The following is a 22,143-nucleotide window of genomic DNA, read 5'->3' as shown; positions in this document are numbered from 1 at the left end:
GAGCAGAAGGTCGAGACAGGGGGATGCGTGACTCAGCCCTTCAGCATTCCATGGCACATCAGACTGAGAACATCACGCATATGCCTGGCGTGGGCCTCTCTGTCAGGCGTTTTCTCAGTCGCCAGACGGATAAAGGCCATATTGGCGTATTGGTTGAACAGGGTGGCCGCCACGTCTATGTCGATCGACTCCCTCAGCATGCCCTTGCGTTGAAAATGGAGTAGCAGCGCTCGGGTTTCTTCGATTACCGCGGCATTCCAGGGGTGGAAGGTCTCAGAGAGATCGCCGGTGAACATGAATGGGGCAAGCTCGCGCCAGAGAGAAGCCGGCATGGCCCGCAGTTGGTACGTGGTCATCAGGCCTTCAAGTTCACATAAGGCATCCAGCGGGTCCGGGTTATCGTCCAGACGCGAGCGGGCCTCGCGCATTGCTTGTTCATCGGGCTCTTTGAGCAGCGCGAGGAGAATTTCCTGCTTGCCACCGAAGTAGTTCACCACCGTAGGTGCCGACACCCCTGCCTGATTGGCGATCTGCTCCAGCGTGGTGGCGACAAACCCATTGGTCTTGAAAAGCTCCAGGGCGGCGTCGGCGATCACCTGCCGACGCTGCTCTTTTTGTCTCTCTCTGAGTCCACTCATTTCTTTCCTGCATGCGGTTTCAACCAGGCTCCAGCCTATGGGCATTTATTTTCAATCACAAATATTTTCTTTACAAAAATATTTTTAGATGCCAAATATTAGCTGCCACCTTGGCATTCGTCAGACGGGCGCACAGCCATCCATAACCTGATGCGCGCCTTTGCCAAGTCAATTTGCGCTGCCGGCGCAATCACACTGGAGACAAGCAATGTCCACTGAACTCAACCCAACCCGCACCACGAGTGACTATCAGGCATCCGATGCGGCCCACCATATTCACGCCTTCGTTGACCAGAAATCATTGAATGAGGAAGGCCCGCGCGTCATGGTCCGCGGCGAGCGACTGGCGTTGTGGGATAACGATGGCAACCGCTACATGGATGGCATGTCGGGCCTGTGGTGCACCAACCTCGGTTATGGACGAAAGGACCTGGCCGCCGCTGCTTGCGCGCAACTGGAGCAACTGCCGTACTACAACATGTTCTTCCACACCACTCACCCGGCCGTGATCGAGCTGTCCGAGCTGCTGTTCAGCCTGCTGCCCAAGCACTACAGCCACGCGATCTATACCAACTCAGGCTCCGAAGCCAACGAGGTGTTGATCCGCACGGTACGCAAGTTCTGGCAGGTAATGGGCAAGCCGGAAAAGAAAATCATGATCGGTCGCTGGAACGGTTATCACGGCTCGACACTGGCCGCGACGGCGTTGGGGGGTATGAAGTTCATGCACGAAATGGGCGGCACTATTCCTGATGTGGCGCACATCGACGAACCGTACTGGTACGCCCATGAAGGTGACCTGAGCCCAGCGGAATTCGGTCTGCGGGCAGCCCGTCAGCTAGAGGAAAAGATCCTCGAGCTGGGTTCGGACAAGGTCGCCGCCTTCGTTGCCGAACCGTTCCAGGGCGCGGGTGGAATGATCATTCCACCTGAAACCTACTGGCCCGAGATTCAACGTATCTGCCGCCAGTACGACGTACTGCTGTGCGCCGACGAAGTCATTGGCGGGTTCGGCAGGACCGGCGAATGGTTCGCCCACCAGACCTTCGGATTCGAACCCGACACACTCTCCATCGCCAAGGGACTGACCTCGGGCTACATCCCTATGGGTGGGTTGATTCTATCCCGACGCATGGCTGAAGCACTGGTGGAAAAAGGCGGCGTGTTCGCCCACGGACTCACCTACTCCGGGCACCCCGTCGCCGCGGCCGTGGCCACTGCCAATCTGAAGGCATTGCGTGACGAAGGCGTGGTGACACAGGTCAGAAACGACACCGGCCCCTACCTGCAAAACTGCTTGCGGCAGGTATTTACCAACCATCCGCTGGTGGGTGAGATCCAGGGAGTCGGCCTGGTGGCAGCGCTGCAGTTCGCCGAAGACAAGGCGACCCGCAAGCGCTTCGTCAACGAGAACGATATCGCTTGGCGCTGCCGTACCATCGGGTTCGAGGAAGGCATCATCATCCGCTCGACACAGGGCCGCATGATCATGGCCCCGGCATTGATCGCGACGCGCTCGGAGCTGGACGAACTGGTTGAGAAGACGCGCATCGCGGTCGACCGGACTGCGCGGGAGTATGGGAGGCTCTGACGGCAAAACCGGCTCGTCACACGGGCCGGTCATTCCCTGAGACGGAGCGAATACCGTCCCGGCACAGGGCTCCACTAACTATTTTTTTCTTAACCAAGCACCACAAAAAACCTCGTTTCGCCAACCGCAGGGCATGGACAGAATGGGGTCATATCCAACCGAAGTTTAATCAGAGGAAACGTGGATGACCCAACCAACCCACACCCGCATTCGCATGTTCAATACCAAAGAGACGTATCCGAACCAGTCATTGGATAACGACCTTTGCCAAGCCGTGCGCGCAGGTAACACCGTCTATGTTCGCGGCCAGATAGGCACCGATTTTGAAGGCAACCTCGTCGGCCTTGGCGACCCTCGTGCCCAGGCCGAACAAGCCATGCGCAACGTCAAGCAACTGCTTGAGGAAGCGGGCAGCGACCTGAGCCATATCGTCAAGACCACCACCTATCTGATCGACCCTCGCTACCGGGAACCGGTCTACCAGGAAGTCGGAAAATGGCTCAAAGGAGTGTTTCCCATCTCCACCGGGCTGGTCATTTCCGGGCTGGGACAACCGGAGTGGTTAATGGAAATCGACGTGATCGCGGTCATTCCGCAGTAAAGGACGAACACACCATGACGTTTTCAATCGTCGGCCGTTGCGCCGAAACAGGTCAACTGGGAATCGCCATCAGTTCCTCGAGCATTGCTGTGGGCGCACGTTGCCCATGGCTGCGTCCGGGCGTTGGTGCAGTCGCCACGCAGAACATCACCCTCCCCGCGTTAGGCCCTCAGGTACTCGACCACATGGAGAGCGGGCTGTCACCCTCGCATGCGCTGGACAAAGCGCTGACCAGTAATGGTTACAGTCAATTCCGCCAACTGACGGCCGTCGATCATCTGGGTCAAACCGCACATTTCAGTGGCAGTGAAACCCTCGGCACGCACAACGCGCTGGCAGGTGAACAGTGCGTGGCTGCCGGCAATATGCTGGCGAATCGGTCGGTGGTCGAAACCCTGGTTCAGACCTTCGAAAACACTGGCGGCCAATTGGCCGATCGCCTGCTGGCTGCCATGCAAGCTGCAGTGGCCGCTGGCGGCGAGGCCGGCCCTGTTCATTCAGCAGCACTGGTGGTGGTGGGTGAACTGACCTGGCCCATCGTCGACCTGCGCGTCGACTGGGCGGACGAAGACCCGATCGGCAAACTGGCCCAACTGTGGAGCGCTTACAGTCCGCAGATGCAGGATTATATCGTCCGCGCCCTCGACCCGACCAAGGCGCCCAGATATGGCGTACCGGGGGATGAATGAATGAGCCGCAGCCGAGAGCTATTGGCATCGCTGATCGGATTCGACACCACTAGCCGCGAATCGAATCTTGAACTGATCGAGTTCGTCCGCGATTACCTGACCCGGCTGGACGTGCCCTGCGAGCTGATCTTCAACGACAACCGCAGCAAGGCAAACCTTTTCGCGACACTGGGCCCGGACGACCGTCCGGGCATTGTGCTTTCCGGTCACACCGATGTGGTTCCGGTGGATGGGCAGCCCTGGACCGTTGCGCCGTTCGAGCTGACTGAAAAGGAAGGCAAGCTCTATGGGCGCGGGACCGCAGACATGAAGGGCTACATCGCCTGTGTGCTGGCCGTGGTCCCCAAACTGTTGGCTGCACCGTTGCGCATGCCAGTACACATCGCACTGTCCTATGACGAAGAAGTCGGTTGCCTGGGCGTGCGCTCCCTGCTCGCCGAGCTCGAACAACGGCCGCACAAACCCCTGCTGTGCATCATTGGCGAACCCACCGAGCTCAAACCGGTACTGGGCCACAAGGGCAAACTGGCCATGCGTTGCGACGTCCACGGGGCAGCGTGTCACTCGGCCTATGCGCCGCAGGGCGTCAATGCGATCGAATACGCCGCTGAATTGATTGGCGAACTGGGCCGGATCGGCTCCCGCCTGCGCGCACCTGAGCTGCATGACGCGCGTTTCGATCCGCCTTTCAGCACCGTGCAGACCGGTGTGATCAGCGGTGGAAAGGCACTCAATATCGTCCCTGCCGACTGTCGTTTCGATTTCGAAGTGCGCGCGCTTCCCGCGCAGGATCCGCGCGAAGTGGCCGAGCAGCTTGAGCGTTACGCCGAGCAGGAAGTGCTGCCCAGGATGCGCGCCGTAGATGCGGGGAGCGCCATCCGCTTTTCCGAGTTGTCGGCCTATCCGGGACTTGCCACAGACACCCAGAGTCAAGCGGCACAGCTGATTGCGCAGTTCTGCGGCTCAAGCGAGTTCACGACGGTGGCGTTCGGCACTGAAGGCGGGTTGTTCGACGCCATCGGCATCGCGACAGTGGTCTGCGGCCCGGGCAGCATGGACCAGGGCCACAAGCCCGATGAGTTCGTCAGCATCGAGCAACTGGATGCCTGTGACGCGATGCTCGAACGCATGGTGCAGGCGTTGCACGCCTGATGTCAGGCGTCCTCCTTGGGCGCCAACACCTCGCGACAATGATCGACAAACAACTGTGCTGGTTTGGTCAGTTGCGAGCGCCGCAACCAGGCCGCTGAAAGTCCGGAACCTGTGACTTGCTCAACCAACGGCACGCACACCACCTTTTGCCCATCGTAGGTGTATTCGGAGTGCGGTCGGGTCACCAGAATCGAAAAGCCGAACCCGCGCCCGACCATACCCCTGACCATTTCAATCGAAGGCGAGCTGAACAGGATATGCGGGGTCAGTCCACGCTCCTCGAAGATACTCACAAAGTACGTACGGCTGGGTTGCACGTCCAGCAGCACCATAGGTTCCAGCACCAGATCGCTCAGCGATACTTTCGCCTGATGGGCGAAACGATGCCCTTCGGGCAACAACGCATAGGGTTGTTGCGGTGCCATCAACGGCACGGTGTCAATGGTACTGTCCAGGTCGTGCTCATAGAGCATCGCCAGATCGATACTCCCGGAGGTCAACGCCTGGACCAACTCCTGCTGCTCCCCGTCGCGAATACGAATTTCCACCCCGGGCCAGCGATCACGAAAGCCGGCGATCAAGCGCGGCAAATAGAGCGGCGCGACGGTTTCAAAACAGCCGACGTCGATCTGGCCAGAGACCACATCGCTATCTGCCAGCGCGTTCTGCTCGAACTCATGGGCCGCCCGCAACAACTCCTGGGCCTTGCGGTAAAAGCGCGCGCCACCAGGCGTCAATGACACACCCAGCGCATGGTGGCGGATCAACAGCTGTACTCCGAAGCTTTCTTCCAGGTGCTTGATGGCGGCGGAGACCGACGGCTGAGCGATATAGAGCTTGCGTGACGCCTCGGCGACGCTGCCGCACTCGACGGTGGTCATGAAATATTTGAGTTGCCGCAGGTTGTAAGCTGCCATGGGTACCTCGAATGTGACGAAACTCATTGCCAATCAATATATGCCGCCCCCCTCGCCGTTGCGCAGGATATCGGAGCATGGCTAGCGAGTTTTTTTATCGACAGGGAACATATTTTTACTCATTTCCTGCTCTTGGTAGCTGAGCCACTATCACCGCAACTCATCGTGGATGACTCCCTCACAGGGCTACCTTGGAGCTTGCAGTGACTGACCTGAACAGCTGGCAAAACCTGGCAAAAAAACAACACTTCATCGATACAGCGAACATCGGCGGGCGCAGCCATTACTCACAGGACGGCAAGACGTTCGCGGTGATCAATCCGGCCACCAACACGCTGCTCGCCCGTGTCGCCGCCTGCTCCGATGCGGACGTCGACCTGGCTGTCGGCGTCGCCCGCAACGCTTTCGAAAATGGACCCTGGGCACGGATGGCGCCCCGGGAGCGCAAGGCCATCCTCCTGCGCCTTTGCGAACTGATTCTTGCCCATCGCGAGGAACTGGCGTTGCTCGATTCGCTGAGCATGGGTAAGCCGGTGATGGACGCCTACATGATCGATGTACCGGGCGCCGCGCAGGTGTTTGCCTGGTACGCGGAAAGCCTCGACAAACTGTATGACCAGGTGGCGCCCACCGGCCGCAACACCCTGGCCACCATCACGCGGACACCTTTGGGCGTCATCGCCGCCGTGGTGCCGTGGAATTTCCCGCTGGACATGGCGGCGTGGAAACTTGCGCCCGCACTGGCTGCCGGCAACAGCGTGATTCTCAAACCTGCAGAACAGTCGCCCTTCTCTGCCCTGCGCCTGGCCGAACTGGCGCTGGAGGCCGGCGTCCCGGAAGGTGTGCTCAACGTTGTTACCGGGTTAGGTGAGCAGGCAGGACGCGCACTGGGCCTGCACCCGGACGTCGACGCGCTGGCTTTCACGGGCTCGACCGAAGTGGGCAAGTACTTCATGCAATATTCGGCGCAATCGAACCTCAAGCAAGTCTGGCTGGAGTGCGGCGGCAAAAGCCCGAATCTGGTGTTCGACGATTGCCAGGACCTGGACCTCGCGGCCGAAAAAGCGGCGTTCGGGATCTTTTTCAATCAGGGCGAAGTGTGCTCGGCGAACTCGCGGTTACTGGTGCAGCGCTCGATCCATGACCAATTCGTCGAACGTCTGATCGAGAAAACCCGACACTGGCAGCCCGGTGACCCACTGAACCCCGCCAGCAAAATGGGCGCAATCGTCGACGCCAGGCAAGCCGAGCGCGTGATGGGTTACATCACCGAAGCCACCGCCAGTGGTGCACGTCTGGTCGCCGGTGGTGATCGCCTGATGATCAATGGTTCGAACAATTTCATTCAGCCGACGCTGTTCACCGGCGTCACACCCGAGATGCGTTTGTCCCGCGAGGAAGTCTTCGGCCCTGTTCTGGCGATCACTCCCTTCGACGATGAGGATCAGGCGGTGAAGATGGCCAACGATCATATCTACGCACTGGCAGCGTCGGTCTGGACCGACGACCTCAACCGGGCGCACCGCGTGGCGGATCGCTTGAATGCGGGGACCGTCTCCGTGAACACCGTGGACGCGCTGGACGTCAGCGTTCCTTTCGGTGGCGGCAAGCAGTCGGGCTTCGGCCGAGACCTCTCGCTGCACTCATTCGACAAGTACACGCAGTTGAAAACCACATGGTTCCAGCTGCGTTGAACGGCACTTTCTCTGCGTGAAACGCTGTCGCTCTTGCCAGAGCGGCGGCGTTTTTTTTGTGCTGGTCGAATGACCGCGGCGCACGTCCAAGGTCATTCCACAACCGCTCGACAAGCCATTTTTTTCCTCGTCAGCGAAGACATATTTACTCATTTTCCTGCCCCCCGACATCAGCCAATATCAAGGCTGTCGCACAGAGGCAAAAGGTCCGTCAGAGACCGTAAGGATTCAGTTTTTGGCGCTATGCCCCACTGCCCCGAAAAACAACAAAACCATCGTTCCGGGAGTGTTTCATGATCAAGTCATTCGTATCGCGCTGCATGCGTCCCCTGGCCCTGACCGCAATCACCGCTGGCATCGCCAGCGGTGCCCAGGCAGGCACCCTCTCCATCGGCCACACCACCTGGGTCGGTTACGGCACCTTGTACCTCGCCAAAGACCTTGGCTACTTCAAGGAAAACGGCCTGACCGTGGAACTGCCCACCATCGAAGAGTCTTCCATGTACATGGCGGCTCAAGCCTCGGGCCAGTTATCCGGTTCGGCTTCTACCATTGATGAAATCCTCAAATACCGGCCGCAATTCTGCTTCAAGGCAGTCGCAGCGCTTGACGACAGTCATGGCGGCGATGGCGTACTGGTGAGCAAAGGCATCAACAGTCTGCAGGACCTCAAGGGCAAAGCGGTCGCCGTCAACGAGGGCTCGGTTTCGCAGTTCTGGCTCAGCTACCTGCTGAAGAATGCAGGTATGAAGATGAGTGACCTGACCATTCAAAACATGACCGCCGATGACGCGGCGACCGCCTTCATCTCGGGCCGCGTTCCAGCAGCGGTCACCTGGGAGCCGCATCTGTCGACTGTCCGCAGCAAGCAACAAGGCAAAGTGCTGGTCGACAGCAGCACCACACCCGGCGTGATCGTCGACGTCGTGGCGTTGAGCTGCAATGTCATCGAGAACCAACCGGACGACGTCAAGGCGCTGGTCGCCGGTCTGTACAAGGCGGTCCAGTACACCCAGGACCACCCCAAGGAGGCCTACGCAATCATGGCCAAGGGCGTCGGTGGTTACCTGGCTGACCCAATCGAACTGGCTGCCGCCGCCAAGGGCGTACGCTTCTATGATCAGGCCATGAGCGAGAAATTGCTGGGCACCAACGGCAGCACCGGCGACGCCGCCAATGTGATCAAACTGGCGAATGAATCGGCCTCCGAACTGCAAGGCAAGTCGTTCAACGTCAGCTATGCCGACCTGATCGACAACCGTTTTGTCAGCCCGAAGTAAGGAGCATCGTATGTCCAAGCGCAATTCATGGCTGAACCGTTGTCTCACCCCGAAAACCGGCTTGCCTGTTCAGGTGATCTGGAGCGCCAGTGCCCTGGCCTGGATTCTGTTGATCGGACTATGGGCTGGCCTGTCCTATGGCGGCGTGGTGCCCGCGATGTTCCTGCCGACACCCGGAGCAGTGCTGGAAGCCGCGATGCGTCTCGGCCGAGAAGGCACCCTGGGCGAGCATGTCTGGGCCAGCTTCGAAGTGGTGATGGTCGGGTTCGTGATTTCTTCCGTGATCGCGGTCCCGCTGGGTTTGCTGATGGGCAGCTTTCGGGTCGTTCAGGCATTTCTCGAGCCGCTGGTCAACTTCATCCGCTACCTGCCCGTCACCTCGTTCGTGCCGCTGTTCATTTTGTGGATCGGCATCGGACTGGAGCAACGGGTCTCGATCATCATCTTCGGGGTGTTTTTCCAGCAACTGGTGATGATCGCCGACGTGTCGAAAGGAATCTCAAAAGACCTGATCAACGCGTCGTACACCTTGGGTTCCAGCCGTCGGGATGCGGTGCTCCACGTCATCGCGCCGGCTTCGCTGCCCGGCGTACTGGACACCTTGCGCGTCACCATGGGCTGGGCCTGGACGTACCTGGTAGTCGCCGAACTGGTTGCCGCATCGAGCGGCCTCGGTTACCTCAGCCTTAAAGCCATGCGTGGCTTCCAGGTCGATGTGATTTTCCTGGCGATCGCCGTGATCGGCCTGCTGGGTCTGTTCACCGATCAACTTTTCAGATTTCTTCGCTTGAAGGTGGCCGCATGGGCTCAGTAACCGCAACATCCCCAAAGCTCGTCATACCCGTCAGCGCGGCGCCAAACGCGGCCCCGCGGCTTAAAGTGGAAAACGTCAGCTTGCGTTATCAGACCCCTGCGGGCAGTACTTTCACGGCACTGGAGCAGGTATCGCTCGAGGTGCCTGACCAGCAGTTCGCGGTGTTGGTCGGCCCCTCGGGTTGTGGCAAATCCAGCTTGCTCTATCTGACCGCAGGCCTTGCCGAACCCACGTCCGGGGAGATCTTCGTCGGCGGCAAGCAGGTTGACGGGCCTGGAGCCGACCGCGGCATGGTGTTTCAGGGCTACACCTTATTTCCATGGCTGACGGTACGACAGAACATCGAGTTCGGCCTCAAGCGTCGAGGCGTGCCCTCTCGGGAGCGCAAGGAGATCGTCGAGTTCTACCTCAACGAGGTCGGTCTGCTGCGTTTTGCCGACAACTACTCCAAGCAACTGTCAGGCGGCATGATGCAGCGGGTTGCCATCGCTCGCGCACTGGCCAATGACCCACAGATCCTGCTCATGGATGAGCCTTTCGGAGCCCTCGACAGTCAGACACGGTTGCAGATGCAGCAGCTGCTGTTGAAGGTCTGGGAACACAGCAAGAAAACCGTCCTGTTTGTCACCCACGACATCGACGAGGCGATCCTGTTGGGCGATCGCATTTTCGTCATGGGCGCACGTCCGGGGCGTATCAAGGAGGTGCTGGATGTTCCAATGCAGCGCCCGAGAAACCTGGATATGGTGATGGACCCCGAGTTCATCAAAATGAAGAGAAGCATCTTTCATCTGCTGCATGACGGTCCAGAAGAGCATTGAGGCGATCGCGCCAATGGGTGCCTGGCAGGTAACTGCCGGGCACCTGTTTTTCTTGCGCACTTCATCCCCGAACAGTCGCACTGATCCGTGTTTTTCTTCGCTACCTGCATCTGTATCGAAATCAGCCCCCGTCCGACAATATCCCCAAGGGTGGAGCCTGGTGGGGACGTTTGCATGCGACTCGATTTTCGCAGCTCCGCAAACCGATCATTGAGGAGGCCTAATGCCTAAGCTTGCAGTTTTCCTGGTTGGATTTTTAGCATTAACCATCCTGGTGGGTGCACTTGCCACAATCCCTCCAACATAAAACGTCAGACAGGGACGACGCAGAGTCGCCTAATCGGCGCGCTGGGCCCGTTCCGATTCATCCAGGTGCTCCAGCAGCGCCGCTATCGTTGCATCCCGCAGCTTGATGGCCTCCGTCCAGTCCGGCCCCTGCGCCAACAGTGGGGGGCAGACGTTGACATGGATGGCAGCGTGGCGCGGGAACCACTGACCTTCGCGCAGCACCCTGCGCGTGCCGCGGATGGCGACCGGCAGCAGCGGTACGCCGACACGCGCGGCGAGCACGAAGGCGCCCATGTGGAAAGTGCGCAAGCCTGGCTCGCGGGTGAAGGTTCCCTCGGGGAAGAACACCAGGGGCTGGCCAGCCTGCAGCACCTCGGCCAGGGACTCGGCGTCTGCGGTGCTGCGCTGCAGGTCGAAGCGTTCGACGAAGCGGGCGCCGAGCTGGCGCAGGAATCGGCCGGCGATCCACTGGTCAGCCAGTTCGCGCTTGGCAACGAAGCTGAACTGCGGCGGCAAGGCCGCGCAGAGAATGACGCCGTCGAGGTAGCTGGCATGATTGGCGGCCAGCACGCTCACCGAGGATTCAGGCAGGCGCTCCAGCCCCGTGACGCTGAATGGCACACCCGCCAGGCGCAAGAACAGCCGTGCGGCCGCGCGGGTAAAGCTGCGGCACCAACGCTGGCGCGGCAGGATCGCGACGCCCAGCCAGGTCAGCGGTGTGAGCAGCCAGAACAGCAGCCAGATGTAAGCGGCATACAGCGCGGCGCGGCAGGTCCGCCAGCTGCGGCCGAACTGCCCGCGTGCGGCCTGCAGCACCAGGCGCAGTAGCTGGCGCCACACGGCGAGGTGCGGCCGATCCACTTCGCCGCGTTCATACAGTTCGCGGCTGGCAGCACGACGAATCTTGCCGCTGGAGGTCTTCAGTACGCTATGCGGTGGCGCCAGAACGATATCGTCGGGCGGCACACCGGTGAGGTCGACCACGATGCGGTTGACCTCCTGCTGCAGGCGTTGCCGCGCGCCAGCTTCCTTCTCGTAGCTTTCCGCCAACACCACCAGGCGCTCGGTGCCGGTGGCCGGGTCAGGACTACCGAACACCGCGATGCAGCCTTTGCGCAGGCCGGGCAAATTGCCGACCGCTGCTTCGACATCGTAGGGGTAGATGTTGCGCCCGGCACGAATGATCAGGTCCTTGGCGCGGCCGGTCAGGTACACCTCACCGCCGGCCATGTAGGCGAAGTCGAGCGAGTCGAACCAGCCATCGCGCAGCACCCGGCGGGTCTCTTCAGGGTTACGGTAGTAGCCACCGGTGGTGGACGGGCCGCTGAATTGCAGGTGACCTTCGCTGCGCTCGGGGAGTTCGACCCCGCTGCCATCGACGATGCGAATCTGATGGCCCGGCAGCGGTCGGCCGCTGGAGACGAAGCGCAGCGTCGCGCTGACGTCCGCTTCGGCGGGCAGCGCATTGCCGCGGGCCTGGAACGCCTCGCGCTGTACCCGGTCGATCAGCGGCCCCCGGCCCACAGGAGGAAAGGCCACGCCCAATGTGGCCTCGGCCAACCCATAGACCGGCGCCAACGCAGTGGGCGCCAGGCCGTAGCGAACGAAACGTTCGGCGAAGCGTTGCAAGGTATCCGGGCTGACCGGCTCGGCACCGTTGAAGGCCACGCGCCAACTGCTCAGGTCCAGGCCCTCGAGGTCGGCTTCAGCGAGTTTGCTCAGGCACAGTTCGTAGGCGAAGTTGGGCGCCCCCGACAACGTGCCGTGGAAGCGGTCGATGGTCCATAGCCAACGCGCCGGCCGCGCGAGGAACGCCAGCGGTGACATCAACACCAGGCTGTAGCCGTAATACAGGCTGCCCAGCCAGGCACCGATCAGGCCCATGTCGTGGTACATGGGCAGCCAGCTGACGAACACGTCCTGTGGCCCCACGTTCAGAGCCCTACCCATGGCGCGCAGATTGGCCAGCAGGTTGGCGTGGCTGACCATCACGCCCTTGGGCTGGCCAGTACTGCCCGAGGTGTACTGCAGGAAGGCGATGTCATCCGGTTGCCGCGGCGGTGTGACGCACTCGCGCCCCTCGCCTGTCAGCTCGGCCACACTGGCGATGCGAGTCAGGCTCGGGACCTGCGGCTGGAGCAGCCGGGCGAGCAGCTTCGCTTGCGTCACGGTAATCAGTACTTTGGCCTCGGCATTGCGCAGGATGCCGGCCTGGCGGCGCAGATGATCCTCTATCTGTGACAGCCGTAGCGGTGGGTAGATGGGCACCGGCACGCCACCGGCCAACAGAATGCCGAAAAAACCGTAGAGAAAGTCGCTGCCCGTGGGCAGCATCAGGGCCACGGTCTGACCGGTTTGCAAGCCACTGCGTTGCAGCCCTGCGGCAACGGCCAGAGCGCCCTGGTGCAAGGCGCCATAGCTGATGTCTTCCGGCTGGTCACTCTCATCCAGCAGGCGCACGTGGGGATACTGCGGCTGATGGCGCACATGCCATTCCAGCACCTCGATCAAGGTTCGCGCGGTGTCCGGCGTCTGCCCCGATGCTACCGGGGCCTCGCTGGAGGACAATGGGCGAGCCGCCTCGGCGCCAGGTCTGCTGCGCAATACGCGCAGTACATCGGCGGGAGTGTCTGCCGAGGCGAACAGGTTTTCCGGCAAGCGCACAGCGAATTCGTGCTCGATACGGGACCAGAGTTCGACCCGGGCCAGGCTGTCTACGCCCAGGTCCCGGTCCAGCACGCTGTGCAAGGTGACTTGCAACCCTTCTGCGGCCTGCGGGCGCAACTCGACTACGGTGCGCCGGACAATTTCGAGCAATTTTTCCGCGTCCCCATCGGAACGGGGAACGGCGCGGGTTTCTGGAGGCGGACGAGACATCGGCGGCCCCTCATGACAGGACACTCGGTGTGTAAATCCTTGCCCATAGCCATTATGCGCCTATGGCGGCGACTGGGAATGCCATCAGCGCTCGCAGGATGGGTCAGCCAGGGCTAGGCTCAATACCGATCGGTTAACAGAAATCCATGGTCGGACGATCAACTGTGGCGAGGGAGCTTGCTCCCGCTCGGCTGCGCAGCAGTCGTAAAGCCTGTACATGCGGTGTGCCTGGCAGAACCAGCTTGCAGGTTTTAGGGCCGCTGCGCGCCCCAGCGGGAGCAAGCTCCCTCGCCACAGGTGTGATGTTCACCTGAAAATCCTTAACTGAAGTACCTAGGCCTACAGAGAGATCGCCATGTCAGCCAGCCTTGCCCCCGGAGTGACACGCCGAGAAATCTGGGCCTGGGCGATGTTCGATTTCGCCAACTCCGGCTACACGACGGTGGTGATCACCGCCGTGTTCAACGCCTACTTCGTCGCGGTGGTCGCCGAGGGCGAAGCCTGGGGTACGCTGGCCTGGACCAGCGCCACTGCCCTCTCCTATGTCCTGATCATCCTGACCGCGCCGCTGCTCGGCGCCTACGCCGACGCCTTCGCCTGCAAGAAGCGCCTGCTGCTGTTCAGCACGCTCGGTTGTGTCGCCTTCACCGCTGGACTCGCGCTGGCCGGGCCGGGGGAGCTTGGTGTCGCGATCCTGTTCATCGTGCTATCCAACTTCTGCTTCGGCAGCGGCGAGAACCTGATCGCCGCCTTCCTGCCCCAACTCGCTCGTACGGAGGCCTTGGGCAAGGTGTCCGGCTGGGGCTGGGGGTTCGGCTATCTCGGCGGTCTGGTCAGCCTGGGTGCCTGCCTGGCCTTTGTCAGCTGGGCCCAGGCGCAGGGCCAGACTGCGGCGCAGTTCGTGCCGGTGTGCATGCTGATCACCGCGGCCTTGTTCGCCATAGCCAGCGTACCGACCTTCCTGTTCTTGTGCGAACGCAGCCAGCCGCAGCCAGGGCGCAGCGACATGCCTATCGCGCAAGCGGCGCTGGCGCGCTTTGCGCAGACGCTGCGCGAAGCCGACCACTATCGCGACCTGCTGCGCTTCCTTGCCTGCACCGTCTGCTACCAGGCCGGGATCTCGGCGGTGATCACCCTGGCGGCCATCTATGCCAATCAGGTCATGGGCTTCAGTACCCAAGACACGCTGCTGCTGATCTTCGTGGTGAATATCACGGCCGCCATCGGAGCCGTGCTGTTCGGTTGGCTGCAGGACCGCCTCGGCCATCGCGCCACGCTGGCGCTGACATTGCTGGGCTGGCTCGGCATGGTCGGTCTGGTCTGGGTCGCGCACGGCCCCGGGCTGTTCTGGCTGGCGGCCAACCTCGCCGGTCTGTGCATGGGCGCCAGCCAATCGGCCGGCCGCGCGATAGTCGGTCTGCTGGCGCCGCCGACGCGCCTGGCGGAGTTCTTCGGCCTCTGGGGGCTGGCGGTCAAACTGTCGGCAATCCTCGGACCCATGACTTACGGCCTGGCCAGTTGGGTATCCGGCGGCGATCACCGCCTGGCGATGCTGATCACCGGCAGCTATTTCGTGGTCGGCCTGCTGATCCTCGCCGGTGTCGACCTCGAGCGCGGGCGGCAGGCAGCTGTCAGCGGTACCGAGAGTCTCGGAAAGTGAGAGGGACTGTCCATATCCGGTCAGCTTTCGCAGGCCACCGACGGCAACAGGGGCGCGAGAATTTCCCTGCGACAGACCTCGAGAATCTCATCCGCCAGCGGGGAGTCATCCGGACAGGCGCGCGATAACACGACTGCGCCGATCGCATGGGCCAGCCTGTCGATCATCTTTGCCCGAACGTTGTGCTGATCCACACCCAGTGTCGCGCCCTCGCGCTCAAGGGCTGCCAGCATGCCTTCGATCCCGCCAGCAAACGTCGCCTTGATCTCCTCTGACTGACGCGCAGCGTCCCCGCAGAGGGCTGCCATCGTGCAGCCAACGCTGGGGGCATCACGGTGATCCCGGGACACGTAAAGATTGAAGAACCCGGCTACGTCGAGGCCTGCGCTATTTGACAGATTCTGCGAAAACCCGCTCGCGGCCGCTTCGGCCATCAAATCGGCTTTGGAGCGGAAATGCTTGTAGAACCCGCCATGGGTGAAGCCGGCAGCCGCCATCAGTTCCGCCACCCCCACGCCGTCATAGCCACGTTCACGAAACAGGACGGAGGCCGTCTCGACGATGTGCGCCCGATTCGCCTGTGCCTGCGCTTTGGTGACCCTCATATCTAAATGCCTCTTTGCTTCTGCCAACAGTCAGGCGGTCAATATACATTGATGTCAATCATCATCAAAGTTATTGACGATTAAGATTATGATCATCATCATAATGGCTCGCCACTATCTGGAAGGACTGAAGTCATGAGCGACACCCACCTGACAGCGCCGACACGCTTCATCGAAGTTGATGGCGACCGATTCGCCTATCGCCGCTGGGGCAAGCCCTCCGGCGTCCCGCTGTTCTTCGTACAGCATTTTCGCGGCGGCCTGGATCACTGGGATCCTCTGCTGACCGATGGTCTGGCCGAAGGCCGGGAGGTCATCCTGTTCAATGGGCGCGGTATCGCCTCGTCGACCGGCACGCCTCGCAATCGGATCGAAGATATGGCGGACGATATCGCTGCTGTGATTCAGGCGCTCGGCCTGGCCCAGGTTGATCTGCTGGGCTTCTCGATCGGCGGCTTACAGGTGCAAGAGGTCGCGCTGCGCCATCCGCAACGAGTCCGCAAGCTGCTGTTGCTCGGCACTGGCCTTCGGGGCGGTGATCCGACGATGGATCCCAAAGTGTTTGAAGTTGCGCCGAATCCGGTTCCGACCGCTGAAGACTTCCTTTTCCTGTTCTTCGGCCGCTCGGAGGCCGCGAAGAAGGCGGGCCTGGCCTTCTGGGAGCGGCGCCACCAGCGTCTCGAGCAGGATTCACCCAGTTCGGCTGAAGTGGCCAAGGCTCAGACCGAGGCGCACATGGCCTACTTTGCGCCGCTACCGGGAGAGAACCCCTATGCCTACTTGAGCGCGATCAAGCAGCCGACCCTGGTGCTCAACGGCGTCAACGACATCATGATCGCCTCGATCAATTCCTGGCACCTGGCCCAGAACATCCCCAACGCCCAGTTGCTGATCTACCCCGATGCCGGGCACGGCGCGCAGTACCAGTATCCCGAGCGCTTCCTGAAGCACGCGATCCAGTTCCTGGAGGAGTAATGCTGGTGCAAGGTCGCCGTGCTCGCGAAGCGCCGGTCTGACTTGAGCGGTCCCAAGGGATTCAGCACACGACGACGTGCATCTCCAACCATCACCATCAATCGACGTGGAAGCAAGAAGACATGACTGACAAGACTTTGTTTGAGCCCTACACCCTTGGCTCCCTGACACTCTCCAACCGGATTGTCCTGGCACCGCTGACGCGCAACCGCGCCGGTAAGGGCTTTGTTCCGAGCGAGTTCGCCACGACCTACTATAGCCAGCGCGCATCGGCCGGCCTGCTGATTTCCGAGGCCTCTCAGATCTCGCAGCAGGGACAGGGCTATCAGGATACGCCCGGTATCTACTCGCAAGCGCAGATCGACGGCTGGCGCGAGGTCACCGATGCCGTCCACGCAGAGGGTGGGCGGATCTTTCTGCAACTGTGGCATGTCGGGCGTATCTCACACGTTCACCTGCAAGAAAATGGCGCCGCTCCGGTAGCCCCCTCGGCCATCCGGGCCGAGATCAAGACGTTCGTCAACAACAGCTTTGTGGACGTCTCCGAGCCTCGGGCCCTGGAGCTCGACGAACTGCCGGGAATCGTCAACGATTTCCGCCAGGCCGCGGCAAACGCCATCGCTGCTGGCTTCGATGGCGTCGAGATCCACGGCGCCAATGGCTATCTGCTGGACCAGTTCGTCAAGGACGGTGCCAACGTACGTACTGATGCCTACGGCGGCTCCATCGAAAATCGCGCGCGGCTGCTGCTGGAAGTGACGGCGGCCGTGGTGGACGAGATCGGCGCCGAGCGCACCGGCATCCGTATCTCGCCGGTATCGCCAGCCAACGGGATTTCAAGCAGCGATCCGCAGGCGCAGTTCGACTACATCGTCGATCAGCTCGACGCATTGGGCATCGTATACCTCCATGTCGTCGAGGGCGCGACCGGCGGTCCGCGCGATGTCGCACCGTTCGACTTCGACTCCTTGCGCCTGCGCTTCAAGAACACCTACATCGCCAACAACAGCTATGACCTGGATCTTGCCACCTCCCGGCTCACCGAAGGCAAGGCCGACCTCTTTGCTTTCGGGCGCCCGTTCATTGCCAACCCCGACCTGGTGGAACGTCTGAAGACCGCAGCGCCGTTGGCGTCATTCGATCCGACCACACTCTTCGGCGGTGGCGCCGCGGGATACATCGACTACCCGGCGCTCGCAGATTCCAACGCCCTGTAACGCTGGCGGGGCCGCGAACAGGCGCGGCCCCGATTTGTTAGTCGCGCCCCCCCAGCATGGGTTCACCTAATTAAGAGAGCAAATACATGACTACCCGTTCCGCAGTCCTCATTACCGGCGCTTCCTCCGGCATCGGCGCCACCTACGCCGAGCGCTTCGCACGTCGCGGCCACGATCTCGTGCTGGTTGCCCGAGACAAAGCGCGACTGGAGACGCTCGCGGCTCGCCTGCGCGAGGAAAACAACGTCGCCGTCGATGTCCTCCCGGCCGATCTCACCCAGTCCAACGACTTGACCGTCGTTGAGACGCGCCTGCGCGATGACTCCCGAATCGGGATTCTCATCAACAATGCCGGAGCAGCCCAGTCCGGCAGCTTCATCGAGCAGACGACCGACGATGTCACTAGGCTCGTCGCACTCAACACGACCGCACTGGTCCGACTCGCCAGTGCAATCGCCCCGCGGCTTGCGCAGGCCGGCGAAGGCGCGATCGTCAATATAGGCTCAGTGGTTGGATTGGCGCCGGAATTCGGCATGTCGGTCTATGGTGCCACCAAGGCCTTTGTGTTGTTCCTCTCCCAGGGACTGAGTCTGGAGCTCACACCCAAAGGCGTCTATGTCCAAGCCGTGCTCCCTGCCGCCACTCGCACGGAGATTTGGGAGCGTGCGGGCATCGACATCAACACGCTGACCGAGGTAATGGAAGTGGGCGAACTGGTCGATGCGGCCCTGGTCGGCTTCGATCACCGTGAGCCCGTGACCATCCCGCCATTGCATGACGCCGCACGCTGGGATGCCCTTCAGGCCGCGCGTCAAGCCCTACTTTCGGACATCAGGCAGGAGCATGCTGCAGAGCGGTATAGCACCGCCTCGTAAACACCCTGTCGTAGGGGAAATCCAAGGACACACCACCTTCGCCCTAAGCGGGGACTTTCCCACCTCATCACAGAATTTACGGCCCATATGAGACACGCGGAGTAAACAATGACCCATTCCGACAAACACCTTCACCCTGGGCCGGGTACGCCGTATGTAAACGCTGCGAACCGATCGATCAACGTTGGAGGAACTGCTTTTGCCTACCGTGACCTGGGACCTCGCAGCGGAGTGCCATTGATTCTTCTCAATCATTGGGGTGCGGTATTGGACAATTTCGACCCGCGGATCATCGATGGCCTTGCCGGCAGGCGCCGCGTCATCGCCACTGACTATCGGGGGATCGGCGCATCGGGCGGAACAGCACCCGTGACCGTCGGTGAAATGGCACAGGATGCGATCGCCCTGATTCGCGCCCTAGGCTTCGAGAAGGTCGACCTGTTCGGCTTTTCTCTTGGAGGATTCGTGGCGCAGGACATTGCGCTGAAAGCACCAGACTTGGTACGCAAGCTGATTTTGACCGGTACGGGTCCCGCGGGCGGCAAAGCTATCGACAAGGTAGGGCCAGTGTCCTGGCCATTGATGATCAAGGGCCTGCTGACGCTGCGCGATCCGAAGTTCTACCTGTTCTTCACCACCACGGCCAATAGTCGACAAGCCGCGAAGGCCTTCTTGAAACGGCTGAAGGAGCGCAAAACGGATCGGGACAAAGGCCCCACGCCCGCTGCCTTCTTGCGGCAGTTGAAGGCGATCAATGCATGGGGCCGACAGGCTCCCCAGGATCTCGGCAGCCTACGGATCCCGGTGCTGATCGCGAATGGTGATAACGACATCATGGTGCCCACAGTGAACTCTACTGATATGGCACGTCGCATCCCGAATTCGCAACTGATCATTTATGCAGACGCTGGGCATGGCGGGATTTTCCAGAATCACGCCGACTTCGTGCCAAAGGCCCTGTCCTTCCTCGATGCCCTGACACCCTGACCAGCACGTTTCAGTTCTGCACCAGGCCGCGCTCCAACTTCACAATCCAAAGAGCTAAATCATCATGAAGGCATTTTTTATCGACAGCTACGGCAAGAATAATGGACATATTGGCCAGTTGCCCGACCCTGAGGTGCGGACCAACGACGTCCTGGTCCAGGTGCATGCCACAAGCGTCAACCTCCTGGATTCCAAGCTCAGGAAAGGTGAGTTCAAACTGATCCTGCCGTATCGCCTTCCACTGGTGCTGGGCAATGATCTGGCTGGTGTCGTGGTCCGTGTGGGGCCTGGCGTGAGGCAGTTCAAGCCAGGCGACGAGGTCTACGCGCGTCCTCACCAGGATCGCATCGGCACCTTCGCCGAGCTTATTTGCGTGACGGAAGATTCGCTTGCGCCGAAACCCAAGAACCTCAGCATGGAGCAAGCCGCGTCCATCCCCTTGGTCGGCCTGACGGCCTGGCAGGTGCTGGTCGAAACCGCCAAATTGAAGAAGGGACAGAAGGTCCTCATCCATGCCGGTTCAGGCGGCGTGGGCACCATTGCCATCCAACTGGCCAAGCATCTGGGGGCTTTCGTTGCCACGACCACCAGCACAAGCAACGTCGAGTGGGTGAAAGCACTGGGTGCGGACGTCGTTATCGACTACAAGAAGCAAAACTTCGAGACCGTGCTGCAGGACTACGACGTCGTACTGAACAGCCTGGGCGCAGACGTCCTCAAGAAATCAATCAAGGTCCTGAAGCCTGGTGGCCAGCTCATTTCCATCTCCGGTCCACCGACCCCGCAGTTTGCCGAAGAGCAGAAACTGTCCTGGGGCCTGAGGCAGGTCATGCGTCTCCTGAGCCACGGCATCCGGAGGAAAGCGCGCAAAGGTGGTGTCAGCTACGCGTTCGTTTTCATGCGGGCAAGTGGCGCCCAACTGCGTGAAATCAGCGCGCTCATTGAGTCCGGCGCCATCAAGCCGGTGGTGGATCGATCCTTTCCGTTCGAGTCGACAGCAGATGCGCTGAGCTATGTCGAACAGGGAAGATCGAAAGGCAAAGTGATCATTAAGGTTAGGTAACTGGCGAAAACAACATGGACAGCGTTTTGCAATCCCATGATCAATGTCTCATATCAATCGACTGTTCGACTGAAATGCAAAAGGACGCGCCGCTCCCTGGTGAGGGCCAGGCTCAATTGACTGAGCAGGATAAGACGGTTCTTGAAAAACAATGCGAGACGGCCCAGACGCACCCAGGCCTTACCCCCCTCAAGAACCATCCTCCAATCATCTGGCGCGGCTTGATGCTGGAACAGTAATGCCAATGTCGTTAGGTATTGGACTTCAACCTGGTCCACAGGCGAGTACTCAGCCGTGCGATTGCAGGGGGGAGATCCTCGACGATGAAGAGCTTGTCCAGCACACTTTTCGGCGGGTAAATCGCCAGGTCCTGCTTCACGGCCGGAATGACATACTCATCCGCCGCAAGGTTGGGGTTGGCGTAATGGATGCTGTTGCTGATGTTGGCAATGACCTGAGGCTCAAGCAGGTAGTTCATGTAGGCGTAGCCATTCTTCTCGTGCGGCGCGCTTTTTGGCATGACCACCATGTCCAGCCAAAGGGTCGATCCTTCGTCAGGGATCGAATAGGCGATTTCGATTCCGTTGTTGGCTTCCCTGGCGCTGGTGGCAGCTTGCACAATGTCGCCATTGAAGCCAATCACGGCGCAGATGTTGCCATTCGCCAGGTCGCTGACGTACTTGGAGGTGTGGAAATACTGGATGTAAGGCCTGATCTTGAGCAACGCCTGCTCGGCTTTTTTGTAATCCGCAGGCTCGTGACTATGGTGCGGCAGTCCCAGGTAATTGAGGGTGATCGGCAGAATTTGCGTGGGGTTATCGATAATCGCCACGCCGCACTGGCTCAGCTTCTTGAGGTTGTCTTCAGCAAAAAACAGGCTCCAGGAATGGGTGACATCGGTGTTGCCGAATATCGCCTTGATCTTCTCGACGTTGTAGCCAATACCCGCGGTGCCCCACATGTACGGATAGCCGTACTGGTTGCCCGGGTCATTGACCTCCAGTTTTTTCATCAACGCCGGGTCAAGGTTCTTCCAGTTGGGTAGCTGACTTTTATCAAGCTTCTGAATGGCCCCTGCCTTGATCAATCTGGACAGAAAATGGTTCGAAGGACTGACCACGTCATAACCGGTATTACCCGTCATCAGCTTTGATTCCAGGACTTCGTTACTGTCGTGAATGTCGTAAGTCGCCTTGATCCCCGTTTTGTTGGTGAAATGGGTCAAGGTATCTTCGGCGATGTAGCCGTTCCAGTTGGAAATATTGACTGCTTCGGCCGCGTAAGTGGCTGCTGAAAACGTAGTGAGCAATACCACCAGGGAAATATTGTTGACGTGCATGTTCGATCACCTTTTTAGGAGCTTTTGTTCTTTTTTGGCTTTCTGGATTCTTGTTCTTTT

General features: G+C 60.4%; 20 protein-coding genes. 15 read left to right on the top strand and 5 right to left on the bottom strand.

The window, feature by feature from the left end:
- Positions 1–32: 32 nt before the first annotated feature.
- Complete coding sequence (locus AC3I0A_RS11375) at positions 33–638, bottom strand: TetR/AcrR family transcriptional regulator (RefSeq protein ID WP_489377870.1); 606 nt, start codon at positions 636–638, stop codon at positions 33–35.
- 208 nt (positions 639–846) lie between these two features.
- Here AC3I0A_RS11375 and AC3I0A_RS11370 point away from each other — a divergent pair, with 208 nt between their 5' ends.
- The 4 genes from AC3I0A_RS11370 (at position 847) to argE (ending at position 4,671) form a co-directional block, all read left to right on the top strand.
- Positions 847–2,229, top strand: coding sequence for an aspartate aminotransferase family protein (locus AC3I0A_RS11370; RefSeq protein WP_489377868.1), 1,383 nt, complete (start codon positions 847–849; stop codon positions 2,227–2,229).
- A 184-nt stretch (positions 2,230–2,413) separates the two neighbouring features.
- The gene (locus tag AC3I0A_RS11365; protein WP_489377867.1) at positions 2,414–2,830 is read left to right on the top strand and encodes a RidA family protein; all 417 of its coding nucleotides are present in this window, start codon (positions 2,414–2,416) and stop codon (positions 2,828–2,830) included.
- A 14-nt stretch (positions 2,831–2,844) separates the two neighbouring features.
- Positions 2,845–3,519 carry a DUF1028 domain-containing protein gene (locus AC3I0A_RS11360; RefSeq protein WP_489377866.1) on the top strand — a complete coding sequence of 225 codons (675 nt, stop codon included), beginning with the start codon at positions 2,845–2,847 and terminating at the stop codon, positions 3,517–3,519.
- The gene (argE, locus tag AC3I0A_RS11355) at positions 3,520–4,671 is read left to right on the top strand and encodes an acetylornithine deacetylase (protein ID WP_489377864.1); all 1,152 of its coding nucleotides are present in this window, start codon (positions 3,520–3,522) and stop codon (positions 4,669–4,671) included.
- Positions 4,672–4,673: 2 nt separating this feature from the next.
- On the opposite strand, the gene AC3I0A_RS11350 is transcribed toward argE, so the two are convergent.
- Positions 4,674–5,588, bottom strand: coding sequence for a LysR family transcriptional regulator (locus AC3I0A_RS11350; protein WP_489377863.1), 915 nt, complete (start codon positions 5,586–5,588; stop codon positions 4,674–4,676).
- Positions 5,589–5,791: 203 nt separating this feature from the next.
- On the opposite strand from AC3I0A_RS11350, the gene AC3I0A_RS11345 reads away from it, so the two are divergent.
- The 4 genes from AC3I0A_RS11345 (at position 5,792) to AC3I0A_RS11330 (ending at position 10,197) form a co-directional block, all read left to right on the top strand.
- Positions 5,792–7,282, top strand: a complete 1,491-nt coding sequence (locus tag AC3I0A_RS11345) for an aldehyde dehydrogenase (RefSeq protein WP_489377862.1) — start codon at positions 5,792–5,794, stop codon at positions 7,280–7,282.
- 293 nt (positions 7,283–7,575) lie between these two features.
- Positions 7,576–8,562: an ABC transporter substrate-binding protein gene (locus AC3I0A_RS11340; RefSeq protein ID WP_489377861.1), complete on the top strand. Its 987-nt coding sequence runs from the start codon at positions 7,576–7,578 to the stop codon at positions 8,560–8,562.
- A 10-nt stretch (positions 8,563–8,572) separates the two neighbouring features.
- Positions 8,573–9,376: an ABC transporter permease gene (locus tag AC3I0A_RS11335; protein WP_489377860.1), complete on the top strand. Its 804-nt coding sequence runs from the start codon at positions 8,573–8,575 to the stop codon at positions 9,374–9,376.
- Positions 9,364–10,197, top strand: a complete 834-nt coding sequence (locus tag AC3I0A_RS11330) for an ABC transporter ATP-binding protein (protein ID WP_489377859.1) — start codon at positions 9,364–9,366, stop codon at positions 10,195–10,197. The genes AC3I0A_RS11335 and AC3I0A_RS11330 overlap by 13 nt, the downstream gene beginning before the upstream one ends.
- A gap of 336 nt (positions 10,198–10,533) precedes the next feature.
- Here the strand turns inward: AC3I0A_RS11330 and AC3I0A_RS11325 are convergent, their stop codons facing one another.
- Positions 10,534–13,362 carry an AMP-binding protein gene (locus AC3I0A_RS11325; RefSeq protein ID WP_489377858.1) on the bottom strand — a complete coding sequence of 943 codons (2,829 nt, stop codon included), beginning with the start codon at positions 13,360–13,362 and terminating at the stop codon, positions 10,534–10,536.
- 355 nt (positions 13,363–13,717) lie between these two features.
- Between AC3I0A_RS11325 and AC3I0A_RS11320 the strand changes: the two genes are divergently transcribed.
- Positions 13,718–15,022: an MFS transporter gene (locus AC3I0A_RS11320; protein WP_489377857.1), complete on the top strand. Its 1,305-nt coding sequence runs from the start codon at positions 13,718–13,720 to the stop codon at positions 15,020–15,022.
- Positions 15,023–15,042: 20 nt separating this feature from the next.
- Here AC3I0A_RS11320 and AC3I0A_RS11315 read toward each other — a convergent pair whose 3' ends face one another.
- The gene (locus AC3I0A_RS11315) at positions 15,043–15,627 is read right to left on the bottom strand and encodes a TetR/AcrR family transcriptional regulator (protein ID WP_489377856.1); all 585 of its coding nucleotides are present in this window, start codon (positions 15,625–15,627) and stop codon (positions 15,043–15,045) included.
- Between the two features lie 135 nt (positions 15,628–15,762).
- Between AC3I0A_RS11315 and AC3I0A_RS11310 the strand changes: the two genes are divergently transcribed.
- From AC3I0A_RS11310 to AC3I0A_RS11285, 6 genes are all read left to right on the top strand, one after another.
- Positions 15,763–16,602, top strand: coding sequence for an alpha/beta fold hydrolase (locus AC3I0A_RS11310; RefSeq protein WP_489377855.1), 840 nt, complete (start codon positions 15,763–15,765; stop codon positions 16,600–16,602).
- Between the two features lie 122 nt (positions 16,603–16,724).
- Positions 16,725–17,819, top strand: coding sequence for an alkene reductase (locus AC3I0A_RS11305; protein ID WP_489377854.1), 1,095 nt, complete (start codon positions 16,725–16,727; stop codon positions 17,817–17,819).
- An 86-nt stretch (positions 17,820–17,905) separates the two neighbouring features.
- A complete protein-coding gene (locus AC3I0A_RS11300; protein ID WP_489377853.1) occupies positions 17,906–18,694 on the top strand; it encodes an SDR family NAD(P)-dependent oxidoreductase in 789 nt (262 codons plus the stop codon).
- A 108-nt stretch (positions 18,695–18,802) separates the two neighbouring features.
- Positions 18,803–19,681, top strand: coding sequence for an alpha/beta fold hydrolase (locus AC3I0A_RS11295; RefSeq protein ID WP_489377852.1), 879 nt, complete (start codon positions 18,803–18,805; stop codon positions 19,679–19,681).
- A gap of 64 nt (positions 19,682–19,745) precedes the next feature.
- Positions 19,746–20,744, top strand: coding sequence for an NADP-dependent oxidoreductase (locus AC3I0A_RS11290; protein ID WP_489377851.1), 999 nt, complete (start codon positions 19,746–19,748; stop codon positions 20,742–20,744).
- A 14-nt stretch (positions 20,745–20,758) separates the two neighbouring features.
- Complete coding sequence (locus tag AC3I0A_RS11285) at positions 20,759–20,983, top strand: hypothetical protein (RefSeq protein ID WP_489377850.1); 225 nt, start codon at positions 20,759–20,761, stop codon at positions 20,981–20,983.
- An 11-nt stretch (positions 20,984–20,994) separates the two neighbouring features.
- On the opposite strand, the gene AC3I0A_RS11280 is transcribed toward AC3I0A_RS11285, so the two are convergent.
- On the bottom strand, positions 20,995–22,083 hold the full coding sequence (locus tag AC3I0A_RS11280; RefSeq protein ID WP_489377848.1) for a polyamine ABC transporter substrate-binding protein: 1,089 nt from the start codon (positions 22,081–22,083) through the stop codon (positions 20,995–20,997).
- Positions 22,084–22,143: the final 60 nt, after the last annotated feature.

This window comes from Pseudomonas sp. KH_024_B2 (genome assembly GCF_057839965.1).
Note: the sequence above shows the minus strand (reverse complement) of the source record. Positions and strands in the feature narration are given on the sequence as shown.